A 24,276-nucleotide genomic window follows, 5' to 3' on the forward strand; every position below is an offset into this window, starting at 1 on the left:
GATGCGGCGCGCAGGCGCGCCGGGAGCCTCATCCCCTCCCGGAGGTCTCCTCGGCATGCGCGCGTCCAGAACCCGTCGCTCCATCGGCGTCATCGCTGCTGCGACCGCGGCGATCCTGCTCGGTGCCGTGCTCGCGCCGCTCTCGCCGTTGACCCCCGCGTCCGAGGCAGAGGCGGCGCAGGCGACGGGCGGCTCCGGCCGCTACCTGCAATCGATCGAGTGGATCGAGTGGGGCACGCACAACCAGGCCGTCGGCAACGGCACGCGCACCACCACCGTCACGGTGGCGGGGCAGCCGCTCACGGTGTCGTGCACGATCTCGAGCCTCAACGGCTCGCTCGCCGCGTATCGCCCGGGCTCCTGGAGCGGCGACGCGCTCGACGAGCTCTACAACATCGGCGGCACCGGTGGCAGCAACCGGCTCATCAGCGGCCTGAGCGGTCCCGACAACTCGCTGGTGACCTTCAACCTGGCGTGCAGCGCGGCGTACCAGGGTGCGAACGTGCCCCTGGCGGGCCTCGTCTTCGCCGATGCCGAGCAGTCGGGCAACCAAGAGCACGTGGGTGCGACGGCTCCCGCAGGCGCCACCTGGCGCATGATCGACGGCCACCGCACCGCTGGCTGCACCGCGGACTCCTACGCCTACCGTCCGTCGACCAGCCCGCAGCGGCTGGAGCTCTACGGTCCGACCGCCCCGTGCGCCTCCGGCCCCGCCACCGTGGCGTTCGTCGACGGCGCCACCTCGCTCACGAGCGTGACCGTGCGAGGCGGCGGCAAGAGCGCCATCGCGCTCGGCGTCATGCTCGCGCTCGACTTCGGCGACGCCCCCGCCAGCTACGGCGACGCCGGCGCCATCCTGCAGCCTCGCTACGACCGCGGAGAGGTGCCGCTGACGACCGGCGCTTGGAGCACCACGAACCGGGGCGCGGCCGTCTTCGGCTCGATCCCGTTCGCGACGCCCTCCACCTCCACGACCACCCCCGTCGGCACGATCGGAGCCACGGTCGACGGTGAGGGTGCCCCGAACCCCGGTCCGGGCACGGCCGACGACAGCAGCGGCATCGACGACGAGGATGCGCTCTTCACGTTCACGAGCCCCACGACAGGCCTGCAGGTGACGAGCGGCGCGCTGCAGGTCGCGACCGCCGCCGGGCAGCAGTACCAGGTGCGCGTCTCGTGCACCGGCACGGGAGCCGTGCGGGGCTGGCTCGACTGGAACCGCAACGGCTCCTTCACCGGCGCGGCCGATGCGGCGGATGCCTCGCAGCAGACGGTCTGCGCGTCGGGCTCCGCGACCCTGGCGTGGACCGTCCCTGCCACGGTCGTCGCGGCGCCCGCCGCGACCCCGACCTACCTGCGCCTCCGCATCGGCGCGACGGGCACGACGCTCGCCCCGACCGGCGTCGCCGCGGTGGGCGAGGTCGAGGATCACCCGGTCGTCGTCGCGCTGCCGCAGCTGGCCGTGACGAAGGGCTCGAGCGTGCCCGCCGGCACCGGCGGCGTGCCCGGGCAGCCGGTCGAGTACACGGTGACGCTCCGCAACAGCGGCCAGACGCTGCTGAGCTCGCCCCGGCTCACCGATGACCTCAGCGGCGTCCTCGACCGCGCGACCTTCGTCGAGGGCTCGCTGCGCGCAGTGGTCTCGGCGGGCGACCAGGGCGCGGTCGCGCGCACCGGCACCACCATCACGTGGCAGCGCACCGCCGGGCTCCCCGTCGGCGCGACCGTCACCCTCACCTACCGCGTGCAGCTGAGCGAGGCATCGCGCGGCCTGACCGTGCGCAACACCGCGACCGCGACGGCGACCCCCGTCGGCAGCACCGCGGTCCTCAGCCAGACCGCGGCCGTCGCGAACGACGTCGCGGTGCGGCTCGACGTGCGCAAGGCATGGGTGGTCGACGGCGTCAGCTACCCCGAGGGGACGCAGCCCGCCGGCCTCACCGCATCCGCGACCCTCACCGGCCCGGGCGCCGCGGGCGCATCGGCGCAGCCGTGGGGCGTGCCCCGCGACGGCTACCTGCCGGGCGCGACGGTGACGGTCGCCGAGACCACCTCGATCGCTCCCTCCGTCTCGTGCTCGCTGGTCTCCTCCACGGCGACCGCCGGCGGGGTCACGCGTCCCGTCCCCGCGACCGTCACCCTGTCGGGCGCGACGACCATCGTCACCGTGACGAACACGGTCACGTGCGAGAGCACCCTCACGCTCGTCACCAGCGTCGACCACGGCAGCGCGAGCGCAGGCCAGTGGACGCTGACCGCCACCGGCCCGAGCGCCTCCGTCTCCGGTCCGACGGGCGTCACCGGCCGCGTCAGCCCTACCGCCGACTACACCCTGGCGCACGCGGGACCGGCGACCTACGTGCCCTCGGGCCCGTGGTCGTGCACGACGGATGCCGGGGTCCCGGTCGCGCTCACCGGCGCGGTCGTGCGCGTCCCCACCGGCGCGGACGTCACCTGCGAGATCGGCCAGACCACCGCGGAGCTGACGCTGCTCAAGCAGGTCATCGACGAGCGGGGCCAGCTGGTGCCCGCCGCGTTCGAGCTGATCGCCTCACCAGCACAGCTCGCCGGCCTCACCCCGACGGTCGTCCAGGGCGCAGAGCAGGCACTGCCCGCCAACACCTTCGAGGTGCGACCGGGCCACGCCTACGCCCTCACCGAGGGCGGCGCCGCGCCGCACCTCGCGCTCAGTCTGGAGCGCTACCTCGGAGACCCCGACGCCCCGATCGATCATGCCGATGCGGCGCTGTGGCAGGCGGCCGATCCGGGAGCCGTCTCCGTCGGTCCCGCCGAGCACGAGGTCTTCCGCTTCGTCAACCAGGCGGTCCCGGCCTTCGCGCTGCCGCGCACCGGCGGCATCGGCGCCGACCAGGTCGCCCTCGCCGGCGGCGGGGTGCTCGCGCTCGGCATGCTCCTCGTGCTCGCGCTGGCCGTGCGGCAGCGCCGCGCGCACTGACCCCTTCGACTTCCCCCATCCCTTCCGAACCACTCATCACCAGGAGAACCCACTCATGAAGCAACGACAGATGGGCATGAGCAGCCGCCTCGCAGCTGCCATCGCCGCCGTGTCGGTCGCCGGACTGCTGGCGCTCGGCGCTGCACCTGCCTCCGCTGCACCCAACATCGACCCCGCCGCGGAGGGCTCGATCACCGTCCACAAGCTCGAGCAGCCGCCGACCGCGGGCGCGATCGGCGACGGCACCGAGATCGACACCACCGGCCTGAACCCGCTGGGCGGCGTCACCTTCACCGCGCAGCAGGTCGAGAGCATCGACCTCAGCACCAACGCGGGTTGGGCTGCAGCGAACGGGCTGGTCGCCGCTGACGTGCTCGGCGACCCCGAGGCCTACCCGCTGGGCGCCGCCGACACCGCCACCACCGGCGCGATCGGCACCCCGAGCGCCGGCGAGGCGGTCTTCGGCGGCCTGCCGATCGGCGTCTACCTCGTGACGGAGACCAGCACCGGCGCCAACCCGGTGGCGCTGCCGGCACAGCCCTTCCTGGTGTCGATCCCGCAGGCGATCGAGGGCGACGACTGGCTCTACGACGTCAACGTCTACCCGAAGAACTCGCTGATCGACGTCGCGAAGGAGGTCGTGGACACCGACGCTCGCGGCATCGGCGACCAGGTCACCTGGACGATCGACACCTTCGTGCCCTACCAGAGCGAGGGCAACACGCTGTCGGCCTTCGCGGTCGTCGACCAGCTCTCGGTCGAGCAGCTCGCCTTCGTCTCGGCGACGGTCACGCTCGGCGAGACCTCGCTGACGGCAGGCACCGACTACGCGCTCACCTCGACCGGCGGCCTCGTCATCGTCGAGATGGCGGGCCCCGGGCTCGTCGCGCTGAACGCGGCCGGCGGCCAGACCCTGACGGTGACCATCACCAGCGAGATCCTCGCGGTCGGTGACGGCTCGATCGAGAACACCGCGGCCGTCTTCGTCAACGACCCCGAGCGGGCGAACGGCTTCGTGTCGAACGAGGCGGTGAGCTACTGGGGCGCGCTCCAGATCACCAAGACGGCCGCCGGGTCCACCGAGCTGCTCGACGGCGCGGTCTTCGAGGTCTACGACGCTGCCGGCGCGATCGTCGAGGTCGATGGCGAGACGCGGTTCTCGACCGTCGACGGCGTGGTCGTCATCCCCGGCCTGCGCACGGCGCTCGAGGGCGTGACCTACACGCTGCGCGAGGTCGAGGCGCCGCTCGGCTACATCATCGGCGGCACCGGCGACTACGAGGTCACGGTGCTCCCGAGCAGCCTGGCAGCGCCCAACACCACGACGATCGAGAACGCGCAGGCTCCAGCCTTCCAGCTGCCCATCACGGGTGGCGACGGTCAGGTCGCCTTCCTGATCGGCGGCGGCGCGCTGCTGCTGATCGGCATCGGCGTCGTGCTCGTCGTCGCGCGCCGCCGCGGCGCGAACCAGGGCTGATCGGCCCGATCCGCTGAGCGGGGCGGTGGCGAGCGATGCTCGTCGCCGCCCCGCCGCATCCGTCACACGTCGAGGAGCGCCATGCGACGCATCCGCAGGACCCGCCGGGCGACCGCGCTCGGGTCGGTCGCGGCCGCGCTCATCGCCGGCGGCTCGAGCATCATGGTCTACCCGTCGACCGCGGCGTGGTTCGCCGAGTCGGCGCAGTCGCAGGTCGGCCAGTCGTACTCGCAGGAGGCGGCCGAGCTCGGCCCCGCGGATCGAGAGGCCTCGCTCGCCTCCGCGCGCGCCTACAACGACGCGCTCACGGGCGGAGCGGTCGTGGATCCGCAGCTCGAGCGAGTGTCCGACGGATCCGGCGAGGTGGCGGCCGACTACCGCTCGCTGCTCTCGCTCGACGAGGCCGGCGTGATGGCGCGCGTGCGCGTGCCCGCGATCGGTGTGGACCTGCCGATCTACCACGGCACCAGCGAGGCCGTGCTCCGGCGGGGCGTCGGCCACCTGTTCGGCACTGCCCTGCCCGTCGGCGGGCAGGGCAGCCACGCCGTCCTCACCGCTCATCGCGGGCTGCCGGAGTCGACCCTCTTCAGCGACCTCGACCAGGTCGCCGTGGGCGACCTGGTGCAGATCGAGGTGTACGGCGAGGTGCTGACCTACCGCGTGCGCGACACCCGCGTCGTCCAGCCAGAGGAGACGCACTCGCTCTACCCGGTGGCGGGGGATGACCTCGTGACGCTCATCACCTGCACGCCGCTCGGGATCAACACGCACCGGATCCTCGTGACCGCGGAGCGCATCCCGACCCCGGCCGCGAGCGAGCCCGCGCTGGCGATGCCCCCGATCCCCGGCCCGCCGTGGTGGGCCGTCGGGCTCGCCGGGGCGCTCGGGCTGTCGACCGCCGTCCTCACGGGAACGGCGCGCCCGCGCACGCCGGTCTCGGGCGCAGTGCCGAGCGCCACGGCGCTCGCTCGCTGAGGACGCGCCCGCTCGCTGCGCCCCTCCACCACGACGCTCAACCGGCTGACGGGCAGGCCGACCGCCGTAGGGGCGTCCGCCTACCAGCTGACCGGTCGAGAGTCCGGATGGCGATGCCGCGGCCGGCCGCGAGCACGCAAGATGCATAGCCAAGCGCACAGAGAGCCTGGCTATCATGTTTGCTTCGAGGTGCCTCCGGACCGCCCGCGCTGCCCGTGCATCGATGCGCGAAGGAGCACCGTGAGCCGCGAACCAGACCCCGCCCTGCCCGCCGATCGCGCCGGATCCCGGGAGCGCGCCGGGGGCGCAGACCGGCACGTGCGCCACCGCTGGTGGGGACTGCTCGCCATCAGCCTCGGCGTGGCGATCATCATCATGGATTCGACGATCGTCTCGGTCGCCATCCCGTCGATCGTCGACGACCTGCAGATCTCGAGCACCGAGATCCAGTGGGTGCAGGAGATCTACACGCTGCTCTTCGCGGCGCTGCTGCTCACCTGGGGTCGGCTCGCCGATCGCGTCGGCCGGCGCCGCATCATGCTGACCGGCATCGTCGTATTCGTCGCCGCCAGCGTGCTGTGCGCGCTGGCCGACAGCGGCGCGCTGCTGATCGGCGGCCGCGCGCTGCAGGGCCTCGGCGGCTCGATGATCCTGCCGACGACGCTGGCGCTGCTCAACGCGAGCTTCCACGGCCGCGAGCGCGGGATCGCGTTCGCGGTGTGGGGGTCGACCATCGGCGGCATGGCCGCGATCGGCCCGCTCGTCGGCGGCTGGCTCACCGAGCACGCGAGCTGGCGCTGGGCGTTCGGCATCAACGTGCCCGTCGGCGTGCTCGTCGTCGCCGGCCTGCTCCTGTTCGTCGCGGAGTCGCGCGAGGCGCTCGCCGGCGCCGCGCAGCGCCTCGACATCGGCGGCGCGCTGCTGTCGATCCTCGGCTTCGGCGCGCTCGTCTTCGGGCTCATCGAGGGCCGCAGCTACGGCTGGTGGACGGCCGAGGACGCCGCTCCGTTCGACGTCGCCGGCCTCTCGCCCGTGCCGCTGGCATTCCTCGTGGCGGTGCTGGCGCTCACGGCCTTCGTGCTGCTGCAGCGCGCTCGCGGTCGAGCCGGGAAGGGGGTCATCCTCGACCTCTCGCTCTTCCGCATCCCCTCCTTCGCGAACGGCAACGTGACGGCGCTGATCGTCAGCTTCGGCGAGTTCGGCCTCATCCTGTCGCTGCCGCTGTGGTTCCAGAACGTCCTCGGCTTCACGGCGTTCCAGGCCGGGCTCGCCCTCGTGCCGCTCGCCGCGGGGTCGTTCCTCGCGAGCGGCGCGGTCGCCGGCCTCGCGCGCAGGCTCAGCCCGGTCGTGGTGGTGCGCATCGGCCTGGTGCTCGAGATCAGCGCGATCGCGGCGCTCGCGCTGCTGATCCGCCCCGACAGCACCGCGTGGCTGACCGCGCCCGTGCTCTTCGTCTACGGCATCGGCGTCGGTCTCGCCACGGCGCAGCTCACGAGCGTGGTGCTGGCGGATGTGCCGGTGGAGCGCAGCGGGCAGGGCTCGGCGACCCAGAGCACCGCACGGCAGACGGGCTCCGCGCTCGGCATCGCCGTGCTGGGCAGCGCCTTCTTCACCTCCCTCGCGGTCGGCACCGAGGGTCGGCTCGCCGATGCCGTCGCGGCCGATCCTTCGCTGCAGCCGCTCGTCGACTCGGTGACGGCGAGCTCAGGCGGCAGCATCGCCGCCCTCGCCGCCGACCCGCAGACCGCCTTCATCGCGGAGGCGGCGCGCGCCGCCATGACGGAGGGCACGGCGCTCGCCGGGTGGATCGCGGCGGCAGCCCTCGTCCTCGGGCTGCTCTCGAGCCTGCGCATCCGCGCCGCGAGCGATGATCGAGCACCCGCGGAGGCCGCGGGCTGACGACCGACGACCGACGGCTGACGCCGGTGGCTACTGCTGCGGCTCGGGCTGCGAGTAGGAGGCCGGGTGGTCGTAGGGGTGCGGCATCTGGCCCTCGACGGGCTGCGCCTGCCCGGGCGGCCCCCACACTGCCTCGGCGGGCAGGGGAGCGGATGTGCCATATGCCGGCGAGCCCTCTGCGGGCGGACCGTACGCGGGCGGACCGTACGCGGGCGAGCCGTGCGCGCCTGTGCCGTATCCAGCGGCACCGTATCCAGCTGCGCCGTACCCGGCGGGCCCGTACCCGGGTGCTCCGTACGGGGTCGCGCCGTAGCCCTGCTGCGCCGCCAGCTGCGCGCGGTAGGCAGGGTCGAAGCGGATGCCCTCCGGGCTCCCCGGGAAGATGCAGAGCGCGAGCGGCACGATCGAGAGCCCCACGAGCGAGAGCAGCGAGAAGGCGCCGTGGAAGCCTGCGTCCTGCAGCCGCCGCCACATCGAGGAGTAGGTGGGCAGGATGAGCGGCAGCGAGACGAGCACCACGACGAAGCTCAGCAGCGTGAGGCCGCCGGAGCCGGCGACCGCGATGCTGAGCACCACCTCCGGATCCGGGCTCGACGCCGCGGCGAGCACGCTCGCGAGCAGCCCGACGCTCGCGATCACCAGCAGCACGGTCGGGACCAGCAGCACGATGACCACGAACAGCTGCGCCCACCAGTACTCGCTGCGGCTCGCGCGACCCGAGAAGCGCACGTAGCCCTGGAAGAAGCGCTTGACCGCCAGGCCGAACGGCGCGCCGGGCAGCGGCTGGCCGACGGGAACATCGTTCGGGGAGGTCACCGCACTATTGTCCCCCATTTCCTGCGCGCAGATCACCACGGGCGCACGATCGCCGTCGGTGCTCCGCTAGGGCGTGATGCCCGCGCGCAGGATCTCCTCCGCGAGCGCGCGATCGCCGTGCACCTCGACGCCGTCGGCGGCCAGCCGGTCGTGCTCGGGCACGCCGCGGCCCCACGCCAGCAGGGCGAGCGCTCGAGGCGGGCCAGCGATCGTGACCGTCGGCGCGCCGACGGGCGCGCCCGTCAGCGTCCACGACGCATCCGCCCCCACCCCCGGCCCCGTCGGGGCGAAGACGAGCGCGGCCGGCGGCGGCGCGACCCGCTCGAGCCGCAGCTGGCGCGGGTGCATGACGGTCACGACCTCTTCGAGGCAGTCGAGCCAGATGCCTGCCGACGCCGCGCCGGCCTCCGACGCCGCGCCGCCGAGCTCGGCGTCGTGGAGCGGCTCGCCCAGCGCCGTGCGCAGATCCCAGAGGTGGATGAGCGTCTCGTGCAGCTGCCGCCGGTGCCAGAAGCGCACCGTGCCGCGCTGCGCCGCCCTCGGCACGCCGTCGTCGATGAGCGCCCAGGCGGGCGCATCGGGATCGAGCGAGGCCAGCACCTCCCGCAGCTCGGCCGCGCAGTCGGCGTAGAGCCGCGGCACGTCGAAGGGTCCGCGCCCGAGCGGCGCCTCCGCTCGACGCTGCGCCTGGCCGGCTGCCCAGTGGTGGATGCGGGCGAGGTGCACCACCAGCTGCTCGACCCGCCAGCGCCCGAGCCAGGGCACGCGCGTCTCGAGGTCGGCCCGCTGCGCCGTCGCGAGGAACAGCGCCTGGCAGCGGGCGAGGGGCTGCAGGTGATCCATCGGAGGCAGGCTACGCCCCACCGCCGACGACCGGCAGGAGCCTCAGCCGCGCCCGGTGAAGCGCGGCGTCCGCTTCTGCTGGAACGCTTCGAAGCCCTCGCGGAAGTCGCTCGTCTGCGCCAGCTCGACCTGCGCCGCGTTCTCGGCCTCGACCGAGCGCCACAGCCCCTGCCGGTCGTCGCGCAGGCCGCGGATGATCTCCTTCGTCGCGAGGAACGCCAACGTCGGCCCCTGTGCGGCGTGCGCTGCGGCAGCGCGCGTCGCCTCGAGCACCTCGTCGTCGGGGAACGACTGCGAGAAGAGGCCGGCGGCGACGGCCTCGGCGCCCGAGAGCAGCCGACCCGAGTAGATCAGGTCGAAGGCGCGGTGTGCGCCGAGCCGCTCGAAGAGCAGCGCGTGCCCACCCGAGTCGAGGGTCGCGCCGAGCGCCGCGAAGGGGCTGCCGAGCTTCGCCGACTCGGCGACGTAGACGACGTCGGTGGCGATCAGCAGGCCGAGCCCCACGCCGAGGCACGCGCCGTGCGCGACCGCGAAGGTCGGTGCGGGGAACGCCGCCATCTGCTCGAGCACCGGCTGCAGCGCGCCGCGCATGAAGCCGGAGGCGTCGTCGGTGCGCGGATCCACCTGCGAGATGTCGCGGCCGGCGCAGAACGCCTTGCCCTCCCCGCGCAGCACGAGCGCCCGCACGCCGGCGCGCTCGGCCTCGGAGTACGCATCCGACAGCGCATGCAGCGCGGATGCGTCGACCGCGTTCCGCCGCTCGGGTGCGCGCAGCACGACCTCGGCGACGTCGTCGGTGATCTGCAGCTCGATCATGGTGGCTCCTTCGTGCCGGCCCGGTCAGACGTCGTAGTCGACGACCACCCGCGCGGTGTCGGGCTTCGGATGCGACTGGCAGGTGAGCACGTAGCCGCGGGAGAGCTCGTCGGGCTCGAGCGCGTAGTTCTCGGTCATGTGCACGCTGCCGGAGACGACCTTCGCGCGGCATGTGCCGCAGACTCCGCCCGCGCACGCGAAGGGCACGTCGGGTCGCACGCGCAGCGCGGCGTTGAGGATCGACTCGCGCGCCGAGATGGGGCTCTCGACCTGCGTCGACTGCCCGTCCAGGGTGAAGTCGAGCGTCCAGGAGTCCTCGCCGGCCTCGACCTGCACCGGGCGGCCGCGATCGCCGCCCGCGTCGACGGGCTTGCCGGTCGTGAACAGCTCATAGCGCACGTGCGCGGCATCCACGCCCTGCTCCTCGAGCACGTCGCGGCACAGCTGCACGAGCTCGAACGGCCCGCACAGGAACCACTCGTCGACCGACTCGGGGCGGATGAGCTCCGACAGGATGCGCTCGAGCCGCTCCTGGTCGATGCGGCCCGACATGAGCGGCGCCGCGCGCTGCTCTCGCGAGAGCACGTGGTGCAGCGCGAGCCGCGCCGGATAGCGATCCTTGAGGTCGGCGAGCTCCTCGATGAACATCACGTCGAGTGTCGAGCGGTTCGAGAACAGCAGCGAGAAGGTCGAGGTGGCCGAGCGCGACAGCACCTCGTGGGCGAGCGCCATCATCGGCGTGATGCCGCTGCCGGCGGCGATGCCGACCACGTGCGCGCCGTCGATCGACTCGAGCGCCGAGGTGAAGGTGCCCTGCGGGCTCATCACGTCGATGCGGTCGCCGGGGGCGAGCTCGCTGTTGGCCCAGGTCGAGAAGCGGCCGCCGAGATCGCGCTTGATGGCGACGGAGATGGAGCCCGGCGTCGGCGGCCGGCAGATCGAGTAGGAGCGGCGCATCTCGTGGCCGTCGACCGTGGCGCGCAGCGCCAGGTGCTGGCCGGCGACGTAGCCGAAGTCGCCCTGCAGCTCCTCCGGCACGGCGAAGGTCACCTCGACCGACTCTGCGGTCAGCGGGCGCACCTCGGCGACCTCGAGCGTGTGGAAGCGGCCGCGCGACCGGGGGGCGGCTGCGCCGGGGCGCGTCGGCAGGCCGGTCGAGCCGAGGTTCGTGGCGGCCACGTCAGTGCACCTTGAAGTGGTCGAAGGGCTCGAGGCACGCGAGGCACTCGAAGTGGCTCTTGCACGCGGTGGAGCCGAAGCGCGAGACCTCGCGGGTGCGCAGGCTGCCGCAGCGCGGGCACTTCACGCCGATCATCACGGGGATGGGACCCTGGCGCTCGCCCGCGCGGTGCGTCGGGGGCGCGATGCCGTAGGCCTCGAGCTTCTGCCTGCCGGCCTCGCTCATCCAGTCGGTGGTCCAGGCCGGGCTCAGCGTGAAGTCGACCGTCACGTCGCGGAAGCCCGCGGCGGTGAGCGAGAGCAGCACGTCGTCGCGCATCTGGTCGATGGCGGGGCAGCCCGAGTAGGTCGGGGTGAGGGTCACGCGCACGCCCGAGTCGTCGACCTCGACGGCGCGCAGCACGCCGAGATCCTCGATCGTCAGCACCGGCACCTCCGGGTCGGGCACGGCGGCGGCGATGCGCCATGCCTCGTCGCGCGTGCGAGCGGATGCGGTGGCAGCGCTCACCACGACGCCCCCGGGTGCGAGCGGGCCAGCACCTGCATCTCGGCCAGCAGCGGCCCGAGGTGGGTCGAGTGGTTGCCGTGGCGGCCGCCGCCCGAGGACTGGCCGATCTTGGGGTTCGTGAAGTCGGCCTCGGCGATCTCGGCCTCGGCGAGCACCGCGTCCCAGACCTCGTCGAAGCCGGCGCGCAGGCTCGTCGGTCGCGGGGCGATGCCCTCCAGTCGGTCGTGCAGCTCGTCGTCGCGGAACAGCTCGTCGGTGTAGGGCCACACGTCGGTCAGCGCGACGAGCAGGCGGCGTCGCGACTGCTCGGTGCCGCCGGCCAGGCGCAGCGTCCACTGCACGGCGTGGTCGCGGTGGTAGGCGACCTCCTTGACCGACTTCGCGCCGATGGCCGCGAGCGACGCATCCGACGACCGCGACAGGGCGGTGTAGAGCTCCTGCATCCAGATCGAGGCGATCAGGCCGCGCACGATCGTGTGCGCGAAGTCGCCGTTCGGCTGCTGGAAGAGCCACGCGCAGCGGAACTCGTGCTCGTCGCGCCAGTAGGCCAGGTCGTCCTCGGTGCGGCCGGATGCGGTGCCCGCGTAGTGCAGGAGGCTGCGCGCGTGCCCGAGCAGGTCGAGCGCGATGTTGCCGAGCGCCATGTCCTCCTCGAGCTCCGGGGCGCGCGAGATCCACCAGCCGAGCCGCTGCGAGAGGATCAGCGCGTCGTCGCCGAGCCGCATCGCGTACGCCGCGACGTCGTCGCTCGCGACGGCCGACGCATCCGCCCCCGACAGCTCTGCTGCGAGGTCGAGCTCGTCGACGGAGACGTCGCCGTGCACCGCATCGGCGTCGGCCTGGTGCATCGCGGCGATCGAGGCGGCATCCCGGCCGGTGGCCGGGGGCTGGGGCGCGTTCACAGGTGCGGCACCTCCGCGCTCTTCTCGTAGTACTTCGCGTGGCGGTAGTTCTTGCCGGCCGGGCTCTCGAAGAAGGCGCCCTTCTGGTCGGGGTCGCTCGTCGTGATCGCGGTCGAGCGCGCCACCCACACCGAGACGCCCTCGTTGCGGCGGGTGTAGAGGTCGCGCGCGTTGCGCAGCGCCATCTCGTCGTCGGGCGCGTGCAGCGAGCCGACGTGCACGTGGCTGAGGCCTCGGTTGGCGCGCACGAACACCTCGTACAGCGGCCAGCCCTCGCCGGCGACGTCTCCGGGCGTCGACATCAGGCGGCCTGCCGCTCGCGCGCAGCCTGCTGCTCCGCGTACGCGGCGGCGGCCTCGCGCACCCACGCGCCCTCCTCGTGGGCGTCGCGGCGATGCTGGATGCGCTGCGCGTTCGCGGGACCGCGGCCGGCGAGCACCTCGTTGAACTCCGTCCAGTCGATCTCCGACATGTCCCACTGCTGCGTCTCGTCGTTCCAGCGCAGGTTCGGGTCGGGGAGCGTGAGCCCCAGCACCTCGGCCTGCGGCACGAGCATGCCGACGAAGCGCTGGCGCAGCTCGTCGTTCGAGAAGCGCTTGATCTTCCACGCCATCGACTGGGCCGAGTTCGGCGACTCGTCGTCGGGCGGGCCGAACATCATGAGCGAGGGCCAGTACCAGCGGTCCACGGCCTCCTGCGCCATGCGGTGCTGCGCCTCGGTGCCGTTCGAGAGCTCGAGCAGGATCTCGAAGCCCTGCCGCTGGTGGAACGACTCCTCCTTGCAGATGCGCACCATCGCGCGGCCGTAGGGGCCGTAGGAGGCGCGGCACAGCGGCACCTGGTTGCAGATCGCGGCGCCGTCGACGAGCCAGCCGATCGCGCCCATGTCGGCCCAGCTGGGCGTCGGGTAGTTGAAGATCGAGGAGTAGCGGGCGCGCGACTCGATCAGCTGCTCCGTCATCTCGTCGCGGCTGATGCCGAGCGTCTGCGCGGCGGAGTAGAGGTAGAGCCCGTGGCCCGCCTCGTCCTGCACCTTGGCCATGAGGATGGCCTTGCGCTTGAGGCTTGGGGCGCGGGAGATCCAGTTGCCCTCGGGCTGCATGCCGATGATCTCGGAGTGCGCGTGCTGCGAGATCTGGCGGATGAGCGTCTTGCGGTAGGCGTCCGGCATCCAGTCGCGCGGCTCGATGCGCTGGTCGGCCTCGATGATGGCGTCGAAGTGCGCCTGCGCCTCGGCCAGCGCTGCCTCGTCGTGGCCGGTGGCGGATGCATCGGGTGCGGTGAGCGTCATCGTCGACTCCTCCTGCAGACGGTCGGACTGCGGTAGGTTCGGAATTAGTGACCGAACGTTCAGTAAGTATAGACTGAGCGTACGCGGGCCCGCAACGGCCCTCGGTCGGAACCCTCGACGCGATGGAGCGTGCATGTCGATCCCCACGAGAGACGAGACCTGGTCGGCCACGATCATGGCCGAGACCGATCGCGCGAAGGAGGCCTTCGGCATCGAGATCGCCGAGCTCGAGCGCGGGAGGGCCGTGCTGACGATGGCGGTCACCGAGGCGATGGTCAACGGCTTCGGCATCACCCACGGCGGGCTCGTGTTCACGCTCGCCGACACGGCCTTCGCCTACGCGTGCAACGAGGATGCGCAGGCCACCGTCGCATCCGGCGCGGACATCACCTTCGCGAAGGCCACGCGCGCCGGCCAGGCGCTCACCGCCACCGCCGAGCGCCGATGGCGCAGCGGCCGCAACGGCATCTACGACGTGACGATCGTCGACGAGACGGGCGACACGGTCGCCGAGTTCCGCGGCCGCTCGTTCACCACCAACCGCGGCGCCCCCGCGCCCGCGGCGACGCCGCCGGTCGGCGCCGGCGGGCCGGCCTGAGCTGCCCGCTCGCGCTCGATCCGCCCGACCCCGCTCGCCCCAGCCCCAGAACCCGCTCGACCTGCCCGATCCCTCTCGACAGGAGCAACGATGCTCGACCAGCCCACCGCATCCGACGACCGTCGCGACGACGACCTCCGAGACCCCGGCGAGCGGCTCTCGCTCGAGGAGCTGCGAGCGCTGCAGCTGCAGCGGCTGCAGGAGACGGTGCGGCACGCCTTCGCGAACGTGCCGACCTACACGCGCAAGCTCGACGAGGCCGGGGTGCACCCCGACGACATCCGCTCGCTCGACGACCTGCAGCGCCTGCCCTTCACGACGAAGGAGGATCTGCGGCAGTCCTACCCCTTCGGCATGTTCGCGGTGCCGATGGCGCAGGTGGCGCGCATCCACGCCTCCTCCGGCACGACCGGGCGCCCGACGGTCGTCGGCTACACGCACGGCGACCTCGACCACTGGGCAGAGGTCGTGGCGCGCTCGCTGCGCGCGGCCGGCGTGCGGCCGGGCATGAAGGTGCACAACGCCTACGGCTACGGCCTCTTCACGGGCGGCCAGGGCGCGCACGCGGGCATCGAGCGCCTGGGCGCGACCGTGATCCCCGTCTCCGGCGGGCAGACCGCGCGGCAGGTGCAGCTGATCCGGGACTTCGAGCCCGACGCGATCATGTGCACGCCGTCGTATCTGCTCACGATCGCCGACGCCTTCGAGGAGGCCGGGCTCGACCCGCGCGAGACCTCGCTCCGGGTCGCGATCTGCGGCGCCGAGCCGTGGACGAACGAGATGCGCGCAGAGCTCGAGCGTCGGATGGGCCTGGACGCGGTCGACATCTACGGCCTCTCGGAGGTGATGGGGCCGGGCGTCGGCAGCGAGTCGGTCATCACGAAGGACGGCCCGACGATCTGGGAGGACCACTTCCTGCCCGAGATCATCGACGGCGACAGCGGCGAGGTGCTGCCCGACGGCGAGCTGGGCGAGCTGGTCTTCACCTCGCTGACGAAGACCGCGTTCCCGGTGCTGCGCTACCGCACGCGCGACCTCTCGCGCCTGCTGCCTGGCACGTCGACGCCCACGATGCGACGCATCGAGAAGATCACCGGCCGCAATGACGACATGATCATCCTGCGCGGCGTGAACCTCTTCCCGACGCAGATCGAGGAGATCGCGCTCGAGATCGAGCACCTGACCCCGCACTTCGTGCTCGAGCTCGTCAAGCGCGGCCGGATGGACGGGCTGGTCGTGAAGATCGAGTGCACGCCGGGCGTGAAGCCGGTGGTGTCGACCGCTGCCGCCGAGATCCTGAAGCTGCGGGTGAAGGAGCGCATCGGCACGACGGTCGACGTGGAGATCGTGCCGACCGGCTCGCTGCCGCGCAGCGAGGGCAAGTACAAGCGCGTCTACGACCTGCGCGACAGGTGATCCCCCCGCACGCGTTCCGTTTCGCAGGTGATCCGGGGGCCGCGAGGGAGCATTCCCCTCGGGCCCGGCAGATCACCTGCAGAACGGAACGGGCTGGGAGGATCGGGGGATGACCACCGAGCCTGCGACCGTCGCCGCGCGCCGCGGCCGCCCCGGCTATGACCGCGACTCGATGCTCGACGTGGTCGTCGAGGCGTTCAACGAGCGCGGCTACGACGCCACCTCGCTCGGCGTGCTCGCCGAGCGGCTCGGGCTGTCGAAGTCGGCGATCTACCACCACTTCGCCTCGAAGGAGCAGATGCTCGAGGTGGCGCTCGGCATGGCGCTGGACGCGCTCGAGGCGGTGTTCGAGCAGCCCGGGGCGACGACCGGGCCGATCGTCGACCGCATCCGCCACGTGATCCGCGGCGCGGTGCTCGTGCTGTGCGAGCGCACGCCCTACGTGACCCTGCTGCTGCGGCTGCGCGGCAACACCCCGATCGAGCTCGAGGCGATGCGGCGGCGGCGCGAGATCGACGCGAAGCTGCGTGCGCTGTTCGAGGCCTCGCGCGACGAGGGCACGCTGCGGGCAGACATGGAGCCGCGGATCGCCGAGCGGCTGACGTTCGGCATGGTGAACTCCATCGTCGAGTGGTACCGGCCCGACGGCCCCTTCACGCCGGAGCAGCTGGCCGAGTCGGTGCTCGAGCTCGTGCGCACCGGGCTGCGCGATCCCGCGTCGCTGTAGCCCTGTGGCGTCGAGGGACGCGGTATCAGCGATGCCACCCGGGAGGCATCACGACGTGCCGTCTCGGCATGATTGTTACCCAATCGTGACCTTGGGGTAGTGTTGGCGGCTTGAACCGCGAAGGACGGCCGTCGCATCCGCCCCATGAGTCCTTCGTGCCATCGAATCGATATGCACCGGCTGGGCGGTCGTGCGCGCTCAGCGCGTGCGAGACGGGGCCTGGAGTTCATCTGTGAGCAAGCAGCACACCACCACCCGCGCCCGCCGATCGAAGCGCGCCGTCGCCGGTCTCGTCGCCACGGGCGTCGCGACCGTCGCGGGCGCCGTGCTCGTGCCGACCGCCGCCAACGCGGCGCCGGAGTCGACCTGGGATGCCCTCGCGCAGTGCGAGTCGGGCGGCAACTGGTCGATCGACACGGGCAACGGCTACTACGGCGGCCTGCAGTTCTCGCTGTCGACGTGGCAGGCCTACGGCGGCTCGGGCAACCCGGCCGACGCGTCGCGCGCCGAGCAGATCCGCGTGGCCGAGAACACGCTGGCCGGCCAGGGCTGGGGCGCATGGCCCTCGTGCTCGGCGCAGATCGGCGCGAGCGGATCCGCCGAGCCCAGCAACACGCCGGTCGACAGCGCCCAGCAGGCGGCGCCCGCGCAGCAGGCAGCGCCCGCCCAGCAGGCGGCGCCCGCGGAGCAGGCAGCGACCGCTGGAGCAGCGCAGGCAGCGCCCGCCGCAGCAGCCCCGACGTACGCCCTGCCCGACGTCGAGGCGTCGGACGAGACCGTCACGGTCGAGCCGGGTGACACGCTCTTCGAGATCGCAGGCGCCGAAGGCGTCGAGAGCGGCTGGCTCGGCATCTTCGCCGTGAACCAGGAGACGCTCTCGAACCCCGACCTCATCATGGCGGGGCAGGAGCTCATCCTCCCGGCCGAGTAGCCAGCGGATCGGGCAGCGGCGGAGGTCCTTCGGGGCTCCGCCGCTGTCGTCTCCGGTCTCGTGACGCGTGCGGGCTGCGCCCGCGCGCTCCTCGACCTACGGGGTCGGTGTGCGGGCTGCGCCCGCGCGCTCCTCGACCTACGGGGCGACTACTGCTCCTTCGCGACGTAGGTCAGCAGGTCGTACTGCGCGACCGTCTCGTCGTCCTGGTTCGTGAGCTGCGCATCCCACCGCACCTCGCCGTAGGGGTCGGTCTCGCGCGGCGTGATCTGCTTCGCGGTGAGCGTCACCTGCAGGGTGTCGCCGGGCGAGACCGGCGTCATGAAGCGCAGGTTGTCGAGCCCCGTGTTCGCGAGCACGGGGCCGGGCGCCGGCTCGACGAACAGGCCGGCCGCGAACGACAGCAGCAGGTAGCCGTGCGCGACGCGGCCGGGGAAGAACGGGTTCGCCTCCGCCGCCTCCTGATCCATGTGGGCGTAGAAGGTGTCGCCCGTGAACTCGGCGAAGTGCTCGATGTCGTCGAGCGTGATCTCGCGGCGCTCCGAGACCACCTGGTCGCCGATGCGCAGCTCTGCGAGCGACTTCCTGAACGGATGCGGCGGCTCGGTCGTCGCCGGAGCCCCCGGGTGCCAGACCCCCGTCACGGCGGTCAGCATGGCGGGCGAGCCCTGGATCGCCGTGCGCTGCATGTGGTGCAGCACCGAGCGCATGCCGCCGAGCTCCTCGCCGCCGCCGGCGCGACCCGGCCCGCCGTGCACGAGCATCGGCAGCGGCGAGCCGTGGCCCGTCGAGGCGCGCGCGTCGTCGCGGTCGAGCAGCAGGATGCGGCCGTTGTGCGGCGCGATGCGGCGCGTGAGCTCCGCCACGAAGGCGCCGTCGTGCGAGGCGACCGAGGTGACGAGCGAGCCGCCGCCGCGCGCGACGAGCTCTGCGGCCTGCTCGGGCGAGCCGTACTCCACGAGCGACGAGACCGGGCCGAACGCCTCGACCGTGTGCAGCGCCTCCGCCTCGGCATCCGCGAACGCGAGCAGCGTCGGCGCGACGAACGCGCCGCCCTCGGCGAGCCCCATAGACCCGTCGGCGAGCCTGACCTCGCCGGCGTCGCCTCCGACGACGACGCGGCCGCCGCCCTCCCGCAGCTTCATCACCTGCTGCAGCACCTCGTCGCGCTGGCCGGTCGAGGCGAGCGGCCCCATGGTGACGCCCTCGCCGCGCGGGTCGCCGACGACCACCTTGGCGGCGATGCGGTCGCGCACAGCGCCCGCCACCGCATCCGTCATGCCCGTCGGCACGATCGCCCGGCGGATCGCCGTGCACTTCTGGCCCGCCTTCGAGGTCATCTCGGCGACGAGCCCGCGCACGAACGCGTCGAACTCGGGGGTGCCCTCGGTCGCATCGGGGCCGAGCACGGATGCGTTGATCGAGTCGGTCTCGGCCGTGAAGCGCACGCCCCGGGCCTGCACGGCCTCGTGGCGGCGCAGCGCGTCGGCGGTGGAGGCGGATCCGGTGAAGCCGACGGTGTCGCCGAGCCGCAGGTGCTCCATCACGTCGCGGGCCGAGCCGTTGACGAGCTGGACGGCGCCGGCAGGCAGCAGCCCCGACTCGGCGAGGATGCGCACCATGTGCTCGGCGACGAAGCCGGTCGGCGTCGCGGGCTTGATGAGCGTGGGCATGCCGGCGAGGAACGCCGGCGCGAGCTTCTCGAGGGAGCCCCAGACGGGGAAGTTGAAGGCGTTGATCTGCACCGCCACGCCCGGCAGCGTCGTGCAGATGTGGCGGGCGAGGAACGAGCCGTCCTTCGAGAGCGGCTCGACCGCGCCGTCGAGGTAGACGGTCGACTGCGGCAGCTCGCGGCGGCCCTTCGACGAGTAGGTGAAGAGCACGCCGATGCCGCCGTCGATGTCGACCCAGGAGTCGGCCTGCGTCGCGCCCGTGCGGGTGCTCAGCTCGTAGAGCTCGTGCTTGCGCTCGGTGAGCGCGAGGGCCATCTGCTTCAGCAGGATCGCCCGCTGGTGGAACGTGAGCGGTGCGAGGCTGTGCTGGCCGATCGTGCGCGCGTGGTCGAGCGCTGCGGCGATGTCGAGGCCGGTGGCGCTGACGCGCACGACCTCGTCACCGGTGGATGCGTCGCGCACGACGGCGGCGTCGCTCGCGTCGGCGGGCTCCCACCAGGCATCGCGGATGTAGCTGGGGAGCAGTCGGGTCTGGGTCATCGGGCGCTCGCTCTCGGTCATCGGTCAGTCGTTCCAGTCGTAGAAGCCGCGGCCGCTCTTCTTGCCCAGCCGCCCCTCGGCGACCATGTCGCGCAGCAGCTGCGGCGGGGCGAAGCGCGGCCCGAGATCCTGGTGCAGCTGCTCGGCGATGCCGAGGCGCACGTCGAGGCCGACGATGTCGGTGGTGCGCAGCGGCCCGACCGGGTGCTTGTAGCCGAGCTCCATCGCCGCATCGATGTCGCCGGAGCTCGCGACGCCCTCCTCGACCATGCGGATGGCCTCGAGCCCGAGCGCGACGCCCAGGCGTGAGCTCGCGAAGCCCGGCGCATCGTGCACCGTCACGGGCGTCTTGCCGATCGCCTCGACCCAGGCGCGCGCGTCGTTCGCGAGGGCCGGCTGCGTCGCCGTGCCCAGCACGATCTCGACCAGGGCGGATGCCGGGACGGGGTTGAAGAAGTGCAGCCCGAGGAACCGCTCGGGGCGCGCGAGCGCCGCCGACAGCCGGTCGATCGAGATGGAGGAGGTGTTGCTCGCCAGCGCCGCGCGGTCGTCGAGCACGCGCTCGACGCGGGCCAGCGCATCCGCCTTCATCGCCTCGTCCTCCGGCACGGCCTCGATCACGAGGCCGCTGCCGGCGAAGGCCTCGATGTCGACGGCGACGCGCAGACGGCCCTCGAGCTCGTCGAGCGGCTCGGCCCAGCCGCGCGCGACGCTCCTCTCGAGGCTCGCGGCCACGCGCTCGCGGGCGGCCTCTGCCGCTGCGTCATCGCGCTCCACGACCACGACCTGGCTGCCGGCGAGCACGAAGGCATGCGCGATGCCGGCGCCCATGCGGCCGCCGCCGAGCACTCCGACGCGCTCGGGCGCGCCCGCGCCGACCACGGCATCGGTGTCGTCGTGCTGCTGCTGGTCGGTCATCGCTCGGCCTTCCCCTCGGTGCTCTTCGCCTCGGTGCCGCGCGCGGCCCGGCGGCCGCGCCGCTCGAGGAACTCGGTCATGCGGCGCACCTTCTCCTCGGATTCGAAGAGCACGGCCTGCTCCTCGAGCTCGATCGCCGGGTGCGCGTCGGCGGGTGCGAGCAGCGTGCGCTTCGTCGCCTGGGTGGCGGCCGGATCGAGCGCGGCGATGCGCTCGGCGAGCTCGGCGGCGCGCTCGAGGGCCGCGGCGGGCTCCAGCACCGCGGTGACGAGGCCCGCGGCGAGCGCCTCGTCGGCGGTCAGGATGCGGCCGGTCAGCAGCATCTCGCTCGCGAGGGCGCTGCCGACGAGCTCCGGCAGCCGCCAGGTCGCGCCGGCGCCGGCGATGATGCCGAGCCCGGTCTCGGGGTTGCCGATCGTGAGGGTCGGCGTGCCGATGCGGATGTCGGCGGCGTAGGCGAGCTCGGCGCCCCCGCCGAGCGCGTAGCCGTCGAGCACGGCGATGACCGGCATCGGCAGGGCGCGGATGCGCTGGAAGCAGCGGGTGTTGATGCCCGCGCGCGCGTCGGCGGCGCGGCGCTCGCGCAGCTGGGCGATGTCGGCGCCGGCGGCGAAGGTGCCGCCGCTGCCCGTGAGCACGAGCGTGCGGCGCTCGACCTCGAGGCGGGCGCACAGCGCGTGCAGCGCGTCGACGAGCTCCTGGTCGATCGCGTTGCGCTTCTCGGGGCGATCGAGCGTGGCCAGCACGTGGCTGCCGCGATCCTCGATGCGCAGCGACCCGCTCATGCCGCGCTCCTCGCCGACGGCCGCGCGCGACGCTCAACCGGTGTGGCGGCGCTTCGACCGGATGATCCGGTCGAAGCGCCGCCCAGCCGGTTGACGGTCGGGGCGGGCAGCCGGCCGGCGCTCACACGCGCTCCAGGATGATCGCGGTGCCCTGCCCGACGCCGACGCACATGGTCGCGAGGCCGCGGTCGGCGCCCTCGCGCTCCATGCGGCCCAGCAGCGTCACGACCAGGCGCGAGCCCGACGAGCCGAGCGGATGGCCGAGCGCGATCGCACCGCCGTCGGCGTTCACGATCCCGTCGTCGAGGCCGAGGCGCCGGATCGTCCCGATCGACTGGGTGGCGAAGGCCTCGTTGAGCTCGACGGCACCGATGTCGTCGATGTCGAGCCCGGTGCGCGCGAGCAGCTTCTCGGTCGCCGGCACGGGCCCGAGGCCCATGATCTCCGGCGCGATGCCCGCGCTCGTGCCGCCCACGACCCGGGCGCGGGCCGCGAGGCCCAGGCGCTCGACGGTCGCATCGCTCGCGATGACGATCGCGGATGCGCCGTCGTTGAGGCTGGACGCGTTGCCCGCGGTGACCACGGAACCGCCGGTGACGACGGGGCGGAGGCGCGCCAGCGCATCCATCGTCGTCTCTCGGCGCGGGCCCTCGTCGACGGCGACCGCGCCGCCCTTGGTGGGGACGGCGACGATCTCGTCCGCGAAGCGGCCGGCGTCGATCGCGGCGATCGCGCGCTCGTGGGAGCGCAGGGCGAAGGCGTCGGCCTCCTCGCGCGTGATGCCGTCGACGCGCGCGACCTCCTCGGCCGTCTCCGGCATCGAGAACGTCGCCTTCTCGCGGGCGGCGAGGCGGGGGTTCGTGAAGCGCCAGCCGATCGAGGTGTCGAAGGCCTCGCCGGGCTTGGCCCATGGCCGCTCGGGCTTCGCCTGCACCCACGGCGCGCGGGTCATCGACTCGACGCCGCCCGCGATCACGATGTCGGCATCGCCGGCCCGGATCATCTGCGAGGCCATGATGATCGCCGACATGCCGGAGGAGCAGAGGCGGTTGACGGTGATGCCCGGGATCTCGTCGGGCAGGCCCGCGAGCAGCGTCGCCATGCGCGCGACGTTGCGGTTGTCCTCACCGGCCTGGTTGGCGCCGCCGAAGATCACCTCGTCGATGGAGGCGGGATCGATGCCCGCGCGCTGCACGGCCTCGCCGATGACGAGGGCTGCGAGGTCATCGGGGCGCACCCCGGCGAGAGCGCCGCCGTAGCGGCCGACCGGCGTGCGCACGCCGCCGACGAGAAGGGCCTCGGGCATGGGACTCCTGACTGCGCTGTCGGTGGCACGATGCGATGCGGCCGCGAATTAGTGACCGATCGTTCAGGAATACAGTATGCCCCCGCGGGTGCGCCCGCAAGCGGGGCGCGACCCGTGGCCCGGCCGGCTCACGCCGCGGCTGCGGCGGAGGTGTGGTGCCGACGGGCGGCGGGCGCGGACCGCGCTCCGGAGCCGACGCGGCGCGAGCCGCGCTGCTGCACGAGCGAGGCGCTGCCGACGACGACGCCGCCGATCGCGACCACCGTCATGGTGGCGATGCCGAGCGCGACGAGCGCGACCTCGGCGATGGTGAACAGCAGTGCGAACATCTCCATGATGGGCTTCCCTTCGTCTGCTTCGACGCTACGAATCCGAGCCGCCGCCGGTCGTCCCTCCCGAGTCGCGCGGGCGTCATCCTCGGGGATGATCAGCGTCTGCGCGAGCGCCGCGTGGGAGGCTGGGGCCATGCCCATCGAGCCCGACACGAAGGACTGGACCTGGGTGCTGCGCGAGCGCTGCCCCGAGTGCGGGTTCGACCCGCTCGCGGTCGATCGCGACGACCTCGGCCGGCGCATCCGCCTCGCTGCCGCCGCGCTGCACCAGCGGCTGCACGGCGAGGCCGCCGCCGAGCGGCCCGACGACGCGACGTGGTCGCCGCTCGAGTACGCCGCGCACGTGCGCGACGTCTGCGGCGTCATGCAGGCGCGGCTCGAGCAGCTGCTCGGCGAGCACGACCCCGAGTTCGCGAACTGGGATCAGGATCAGGCGGCGCTCGACGGCGACTACGGCAGCCAGGAGCCAGAGCACGTGGCTGCCGAGCTCGACCTGGCCGCTGCGGGGTTGGCGAGCGCAGCGGATGCGGTGCCCGCCGACGCGTGGGAGCGGCCGGGAAGACGATCCAACGGCTCGGTGTTCACCGTGCAGACGCTGCTCGTCTACGCGCTGCACGACCTCGAGCACCACGCCCGGGACGTGACGGATGCCTCGGGCGCGACGCACACGACGGGCTCGACGGGCACGACGGACGAGACGACGAACCACGGAACTGAGGAGCGAGCATGACGAGCATCACCATCATCGGCGGGCACGGCAAGGTCGCGCTGCTGCTGGCGCCACTGCTGGCAGAGCGCGGCGACCGGGTCTCCAGCGTGATCCGCAAGGCCGAGCAGTCGGACGACATCGAGGCCGCGGGCGCGACGCCCGTCGTCGCCGACGTCGAGCAGCTCGACCGCGAGCAGCTCGCCGAGCTGCTGCGCGGGCAGGATGCCGTGGTGTGGAGCGCGGGCGCGGGCGGCGGCAGCCGCGAGCGCACCTTCGCCGTCGACCGCGACGCGGCGATCCGCGTGATCGACGCGGCCGCGGATGCCGGGGTGCAGCGCTTCGTGATGGTCTCCTACCTGGGCGCGGGGCAGGATCACGGCGTGCCCGAGGACGACGACTTCTTCGCCTACGCGCAGGCGAAGGCCGACGCCGACGACCACCTGCGGGCATCGAGCCTCGACTGGACCGTCCTCGGCCCGGGCCGCCTCACCCTCGAGGAGGCCACCGAGCAGATCGAGGTCGTCGGCGACGACGCCTCCGACGGCGACCACCCGGTCTCGCGCGCGAACGTCGCCCGCGTGGTGGCGGCGGCCCTCGCCGACCCCTCCACGATCGGCCGCACGATCGAGTTCGGCGACGGCCGCACGCCCATCGCGGTCGCGGTCACGGCGTGAGCTGC

23 protein-coding genes are annotated in these 24,276 nt (G+C 73.0%); 10 read left to right on the plus strand and 13 right to left on the minus strand.

The genetic code is table 11. From position 1 onward, the window contains the following. Window positions 1–55 precede the first annotated feature (55 nt). The 4 genes from AA0Z99_RS12490 to AA0Z99_RS12505 all read left to right on the plus strand — a co-directional run bounded on the left by AA0Z99_RS12490 (window position 56) and on the right by AA0Z99_RS12505 (window position 7,307). Complete coding sequence (locus tag AA0Z99_RS12490) at window positions 56–2,956, plus strand: CshA/CshB family fibrillar adhesin-related protein (protein ID WP_413317838.1); 2,901 nt, start codon at window positions 56–58, stop codon at window positions 2,954–2,956. Between the two features lie 55 nt (window positions 2,957–3,011). Further along, window positions 3,012–4,433, plus strand: coding sequence for a SpaH/EbpB family LPXTG-anchored major pilin (locus AA0Z99_RS12495; protein ID WP_413317840.1), 1,422 nt, complete (start codon window positions 3,012–3,014; stop codon window positions 4,431–4,433). Between the two features lie 81 nt (window positions 4,434–4,514). Further along, window positions 4,515–5,408 (plus strand): class C sortase, encoded by an 894-nt coding sequence (locus AA0Z99_RS12500; protein WP_413317842.1) that lies wholly within the window; start codon window positions 4,515–4,517, stop codon window positions 5,406–5,408. A 240-nt stretch (window positions 5,409–5,648) separates the two neighbouring features. Next, complete coding sequence (locus AA0Z99_RS12505) at window positions 5,649–7,307, plus strand: DHA2 family efflux MFS transporter permease subunit (RefSeq protein ID WP_413317843.1); 1,659 nt, start codon at window positions 5,649–5,651, stop codon at window positions 7,305–7,307. 30 nt (window positions 7,308–7,337) lie between these two features. Here the strand turns inward: AA0Z99_RS12505 and AA0Z99_RS12510 are convergent, their stop codons facing one another. The 8 genes from AA0Z99_RS12510 to paaA form a co-directional block, all read right to left on the minus strand. Beyond that, entirely contained in the window at window positions 7,338–8,123 is a 786-nt protein-coding gene (locus tag AA0Z99_RS12510; protein ID WP_413317845.1) for a DUF805 domain-containing protein, read from the minus strand. Between the two features lie 66 nt (window positions 8,124–8,189). Then, window positions 8,190–8,966, minus strand: coding sequence for a maleylpyruvate isomerase N-terminal domain-containing protein (locus AA0Z99_RS12515; RefSeq protein ID WP_413317847.1), 777 nt, complete (start codon window positions 8,964–8,966; stop codon window positions 8,190–8,192). Between the two features lie 42 nt (window positions 8,967–9,008). Continuing rightward, window positions 9,009–9,782, minus strand: coding sequence for an enoyl-CoA hydratase/isomerase family protein (locus AA0Z99_RS12520; RefSeq protein ID WP_413317849.1), 774 nt, complete (start codon window positions 9,780–9,782; stop codon window positions 9,009–9,011). Between the two features lie 24 nt (window positions 9,783–9,806). Then, on the minus strand, window positions 9,807–10,961 hold the full coding sequence (gene paaE / locus AA0Z99_RS12525; protein WP_413317851.1) for a 1,2-phenylacetyl-CoA epoxidase subunit PaaE: 1,155 nt from the start codon (window positions 10,959–10,961) through the stop codon (window positions 9,807–9,809). A 1-nt stretch (window position 10,962) separates the two neighbouring features. Further along, on the minus strand, window positions 10,963–11,469 hold the full coding sequence (gene paaD / locus AA0Z99_RS12530; protein WP_413317853.1) for a 1,2-phenylacetyl-CoA epoxidase subunit PaaD: 507 nt from the start codon (window positions 11,467–11,469) through the stop codon (window positions 10,963–10,965). Next, on the minus strand, window positions 11,466–12,317 hold the full coding sequence (gene paaC / locus AA0Z99_RS12535; RefSeq protein WP_413320867.1) for a 1,2-phenylacetyl-CoA epoxidase subunit PaaC: 852 nt from the start codon (window positions 12,315–12,317) through the stop codon (window positions 11,466–11,468). Before paaC ends, paaD begins: the two co-directional genes overlap by 4 nt. Before the next feature lie 50 nt (window positions 12,318–12,367). Further along, a complete protein-coding gene (gene paaB / locus AA0Z99_RS12540) occupies window positions 12,368–12,673 on the minus strand; it encodes a 1,2-phenylacetyl-CoA epoxidase subunit PaaB (protein ID WP_413317855.1) in 306 nt (101 codons plus the stop codon). Then, window positions 12,673–13,662, minus strand: a complete 990-nt coding sequence (gene paaA, locus AA0Z99_RS12545) for a 1,2-phenylacetyl-CoA epoxidase subunit PaaA (RefSeq protein ID WP_413317857.1) — start codon at window positions 13,660–13,662, stop codon at window positions 12,673–12,675. Before paaA ends, paaB begins: the two co-directional genes overlap by 1 nt. Before the next feature lie 133 nt (window positions 13,663–13,795). Between paaA and paaI the strand changes: the two genes are divergently transcribed. From paaI to AA0Z99_RS12565, 4 genes are all read left to right on the plus strand, one after another. Then, the gene (gene paaI, locus AA0Z99_RS12550; RefSeq protein WP_413317859.1) at window positions 13,796–14,260 is read left to right on the plus strand and encodes a hydroxyphenylacetyl-CoA thioesterase PaaI; all 465 of its coding nucleotides are present in this window, start codon (window positions 13,796–13,798) and stop codon (window positions 14,258–14,260) included. 90 nt (window positions 14,261–14,350) lie between these two features. Next, window positions 14,351–15,676 (plus strand): phenylacetate--CoA ligase PaaK, encoded by a 1,326-nt coding sequence (gene paaK / locus AA0Z99_RS12555; RefSeq protein ID WP_413317861.1) that lies wholly within the window; start codon window positions 14,351–14,353, stop codon window positions 15,674–15,676. A gap of 109 nt (window positions 15,677–15,785) precedes the next feature. After that, window positions 15,786–16,403, plus strand: coding sequence for a TetR/AcrR family transcriptional regulator (locus tag AA0Z99_RS12560; RefSeq protein WP_413317863.1), 618 nt, complete (start codon window positions 15,786–15,788; stop codon window positions 16,401–16,403). Window positions 16,404–16,635: 232 nt separating this feature from the next. Continuing rightward, entirely contained in the window at window positions 16,636–17,334 is a 699-nt protein-coding gene (locus AA0Z99_RS12565; protein WP_413317865.1) for a transglycosylase family protein, read from the plus strand. Between the two features lie 149 nt (window positions 17,335–17,483). Here the strand turns inward: AA0Z99_RS12565 and paaZ are convergent, their stop codons facing one another. The 5 genes from paaZ to AA0Z99_RS12590 all read right to left on the minus strand — a co-directional run bounded on the left by paaZ (window position 17,484) and on the right by AA0Z99_RS12590 (window position 22,891). Beyond that, window positions 17,484–19,568 carry a phenylacetic acid degradation bifunctional protein PaaZ gene (gene paaZ, locus AA0Z99_RS12570; RefSeq protein ID WP_413317867.1) on the minus strand — a complete coding sequence of 695 codons (2,085 nt, stop codon included), beginning with the start codon at window positions 19,566–19,568 and terminating at the stop codon, window positions 17,484–17,486. 3 nt (window positions 19,569–19,571) lie between these two features. After that, a complete protein-coding gene (locus tag AA0Z99_RS12575; protein WP_413317869.1) occupies window positions 19,572–20,465 on the minus strand; it encodes a 3-hydroxyacyl-CoA dehydrogenase family protein in 894 nt (297 codons plus the stop codon). Continuing rightward, a complete protein-coding gene (locus tag AA0Z99_RS12580; protein WP_413317871.1) occupies window positions 20,462–21,250 on the minus strand; it encodes an enoyl-CoA hydratase/isomerase family protein in 789 nt (262 codons plus the stop codon). Before AA0Z99_RS12580 ends, AA0Z99_RS12575 begins: the two co-directional genes overlap by 4 nt. Before the next feature lie 121 nt (window positions 21,251–21,371). Next, window positions 21,372–22,556 carry a thiolase family protein gene (locus AA0Z99_RS12585; RefSeq protein ID WP_413317873.1) on the minus strand — a complete coding sequence of 395 codons (1,185 nt, stop codon included), beginning with the start codon at window positions 22,554–22,556 and terminating at the stop codon, window positions 21,372–21,374. A gap of 128 nt (window positions 22,557–22,684) precedes the next feature. Further along, a complete protein-coding gene (locus AA0Z99_RS12590; RefSeq protein WP_413317875.1) occupies window positions 22,685–22,891 on the minus strand; it encodes a hypothetical protein in 207 nt (68 codons plus the stop codon). Between the two features lie 130 nt (window positions 22,892–23,021). Here AA0Z99_RS12590 and AA0Z99_RS12595 point away from each other — a divergent pair, with 130 nt between their 5' ends. Further along, on the plus strand, window positions 23,022–23,618 hold the full coding sequence (locus tag AA0Z99_RS12595) for a DinB family protein (protein WP_413317877.1): 597 nt from the start codon (window positions 23,022–23,024) through the stop codon (window positions 23,616–23,618). Further along, on the plus strand, window positions 23,615–24,271 hold the full coding sequence (locus tag AA0Z99_RS12600) for an SDR family oxidoreductase (protein WP_413317879.1): 657 nt from the start codon (window positions 23,615–23,617) through the stop codon (window positions 24,269–24,271). Before AA0Z99_RS12595 ends, AA0Z99_RS12600 begins: the two co-directional genes overlap by 4 nt. Window positions 24,272–24,276: the final 5 nt, after the last annotated feature.

The sequence above is a fragment of the Agrococcus phoenicis genome (assembly GCF_047302415.1).
Classification (GTDB): domain Bacteria; phylum Actinomycetota; class Actinomycetes; order Actinomycetales; family Microbacteriaceae; genus Agrococcus.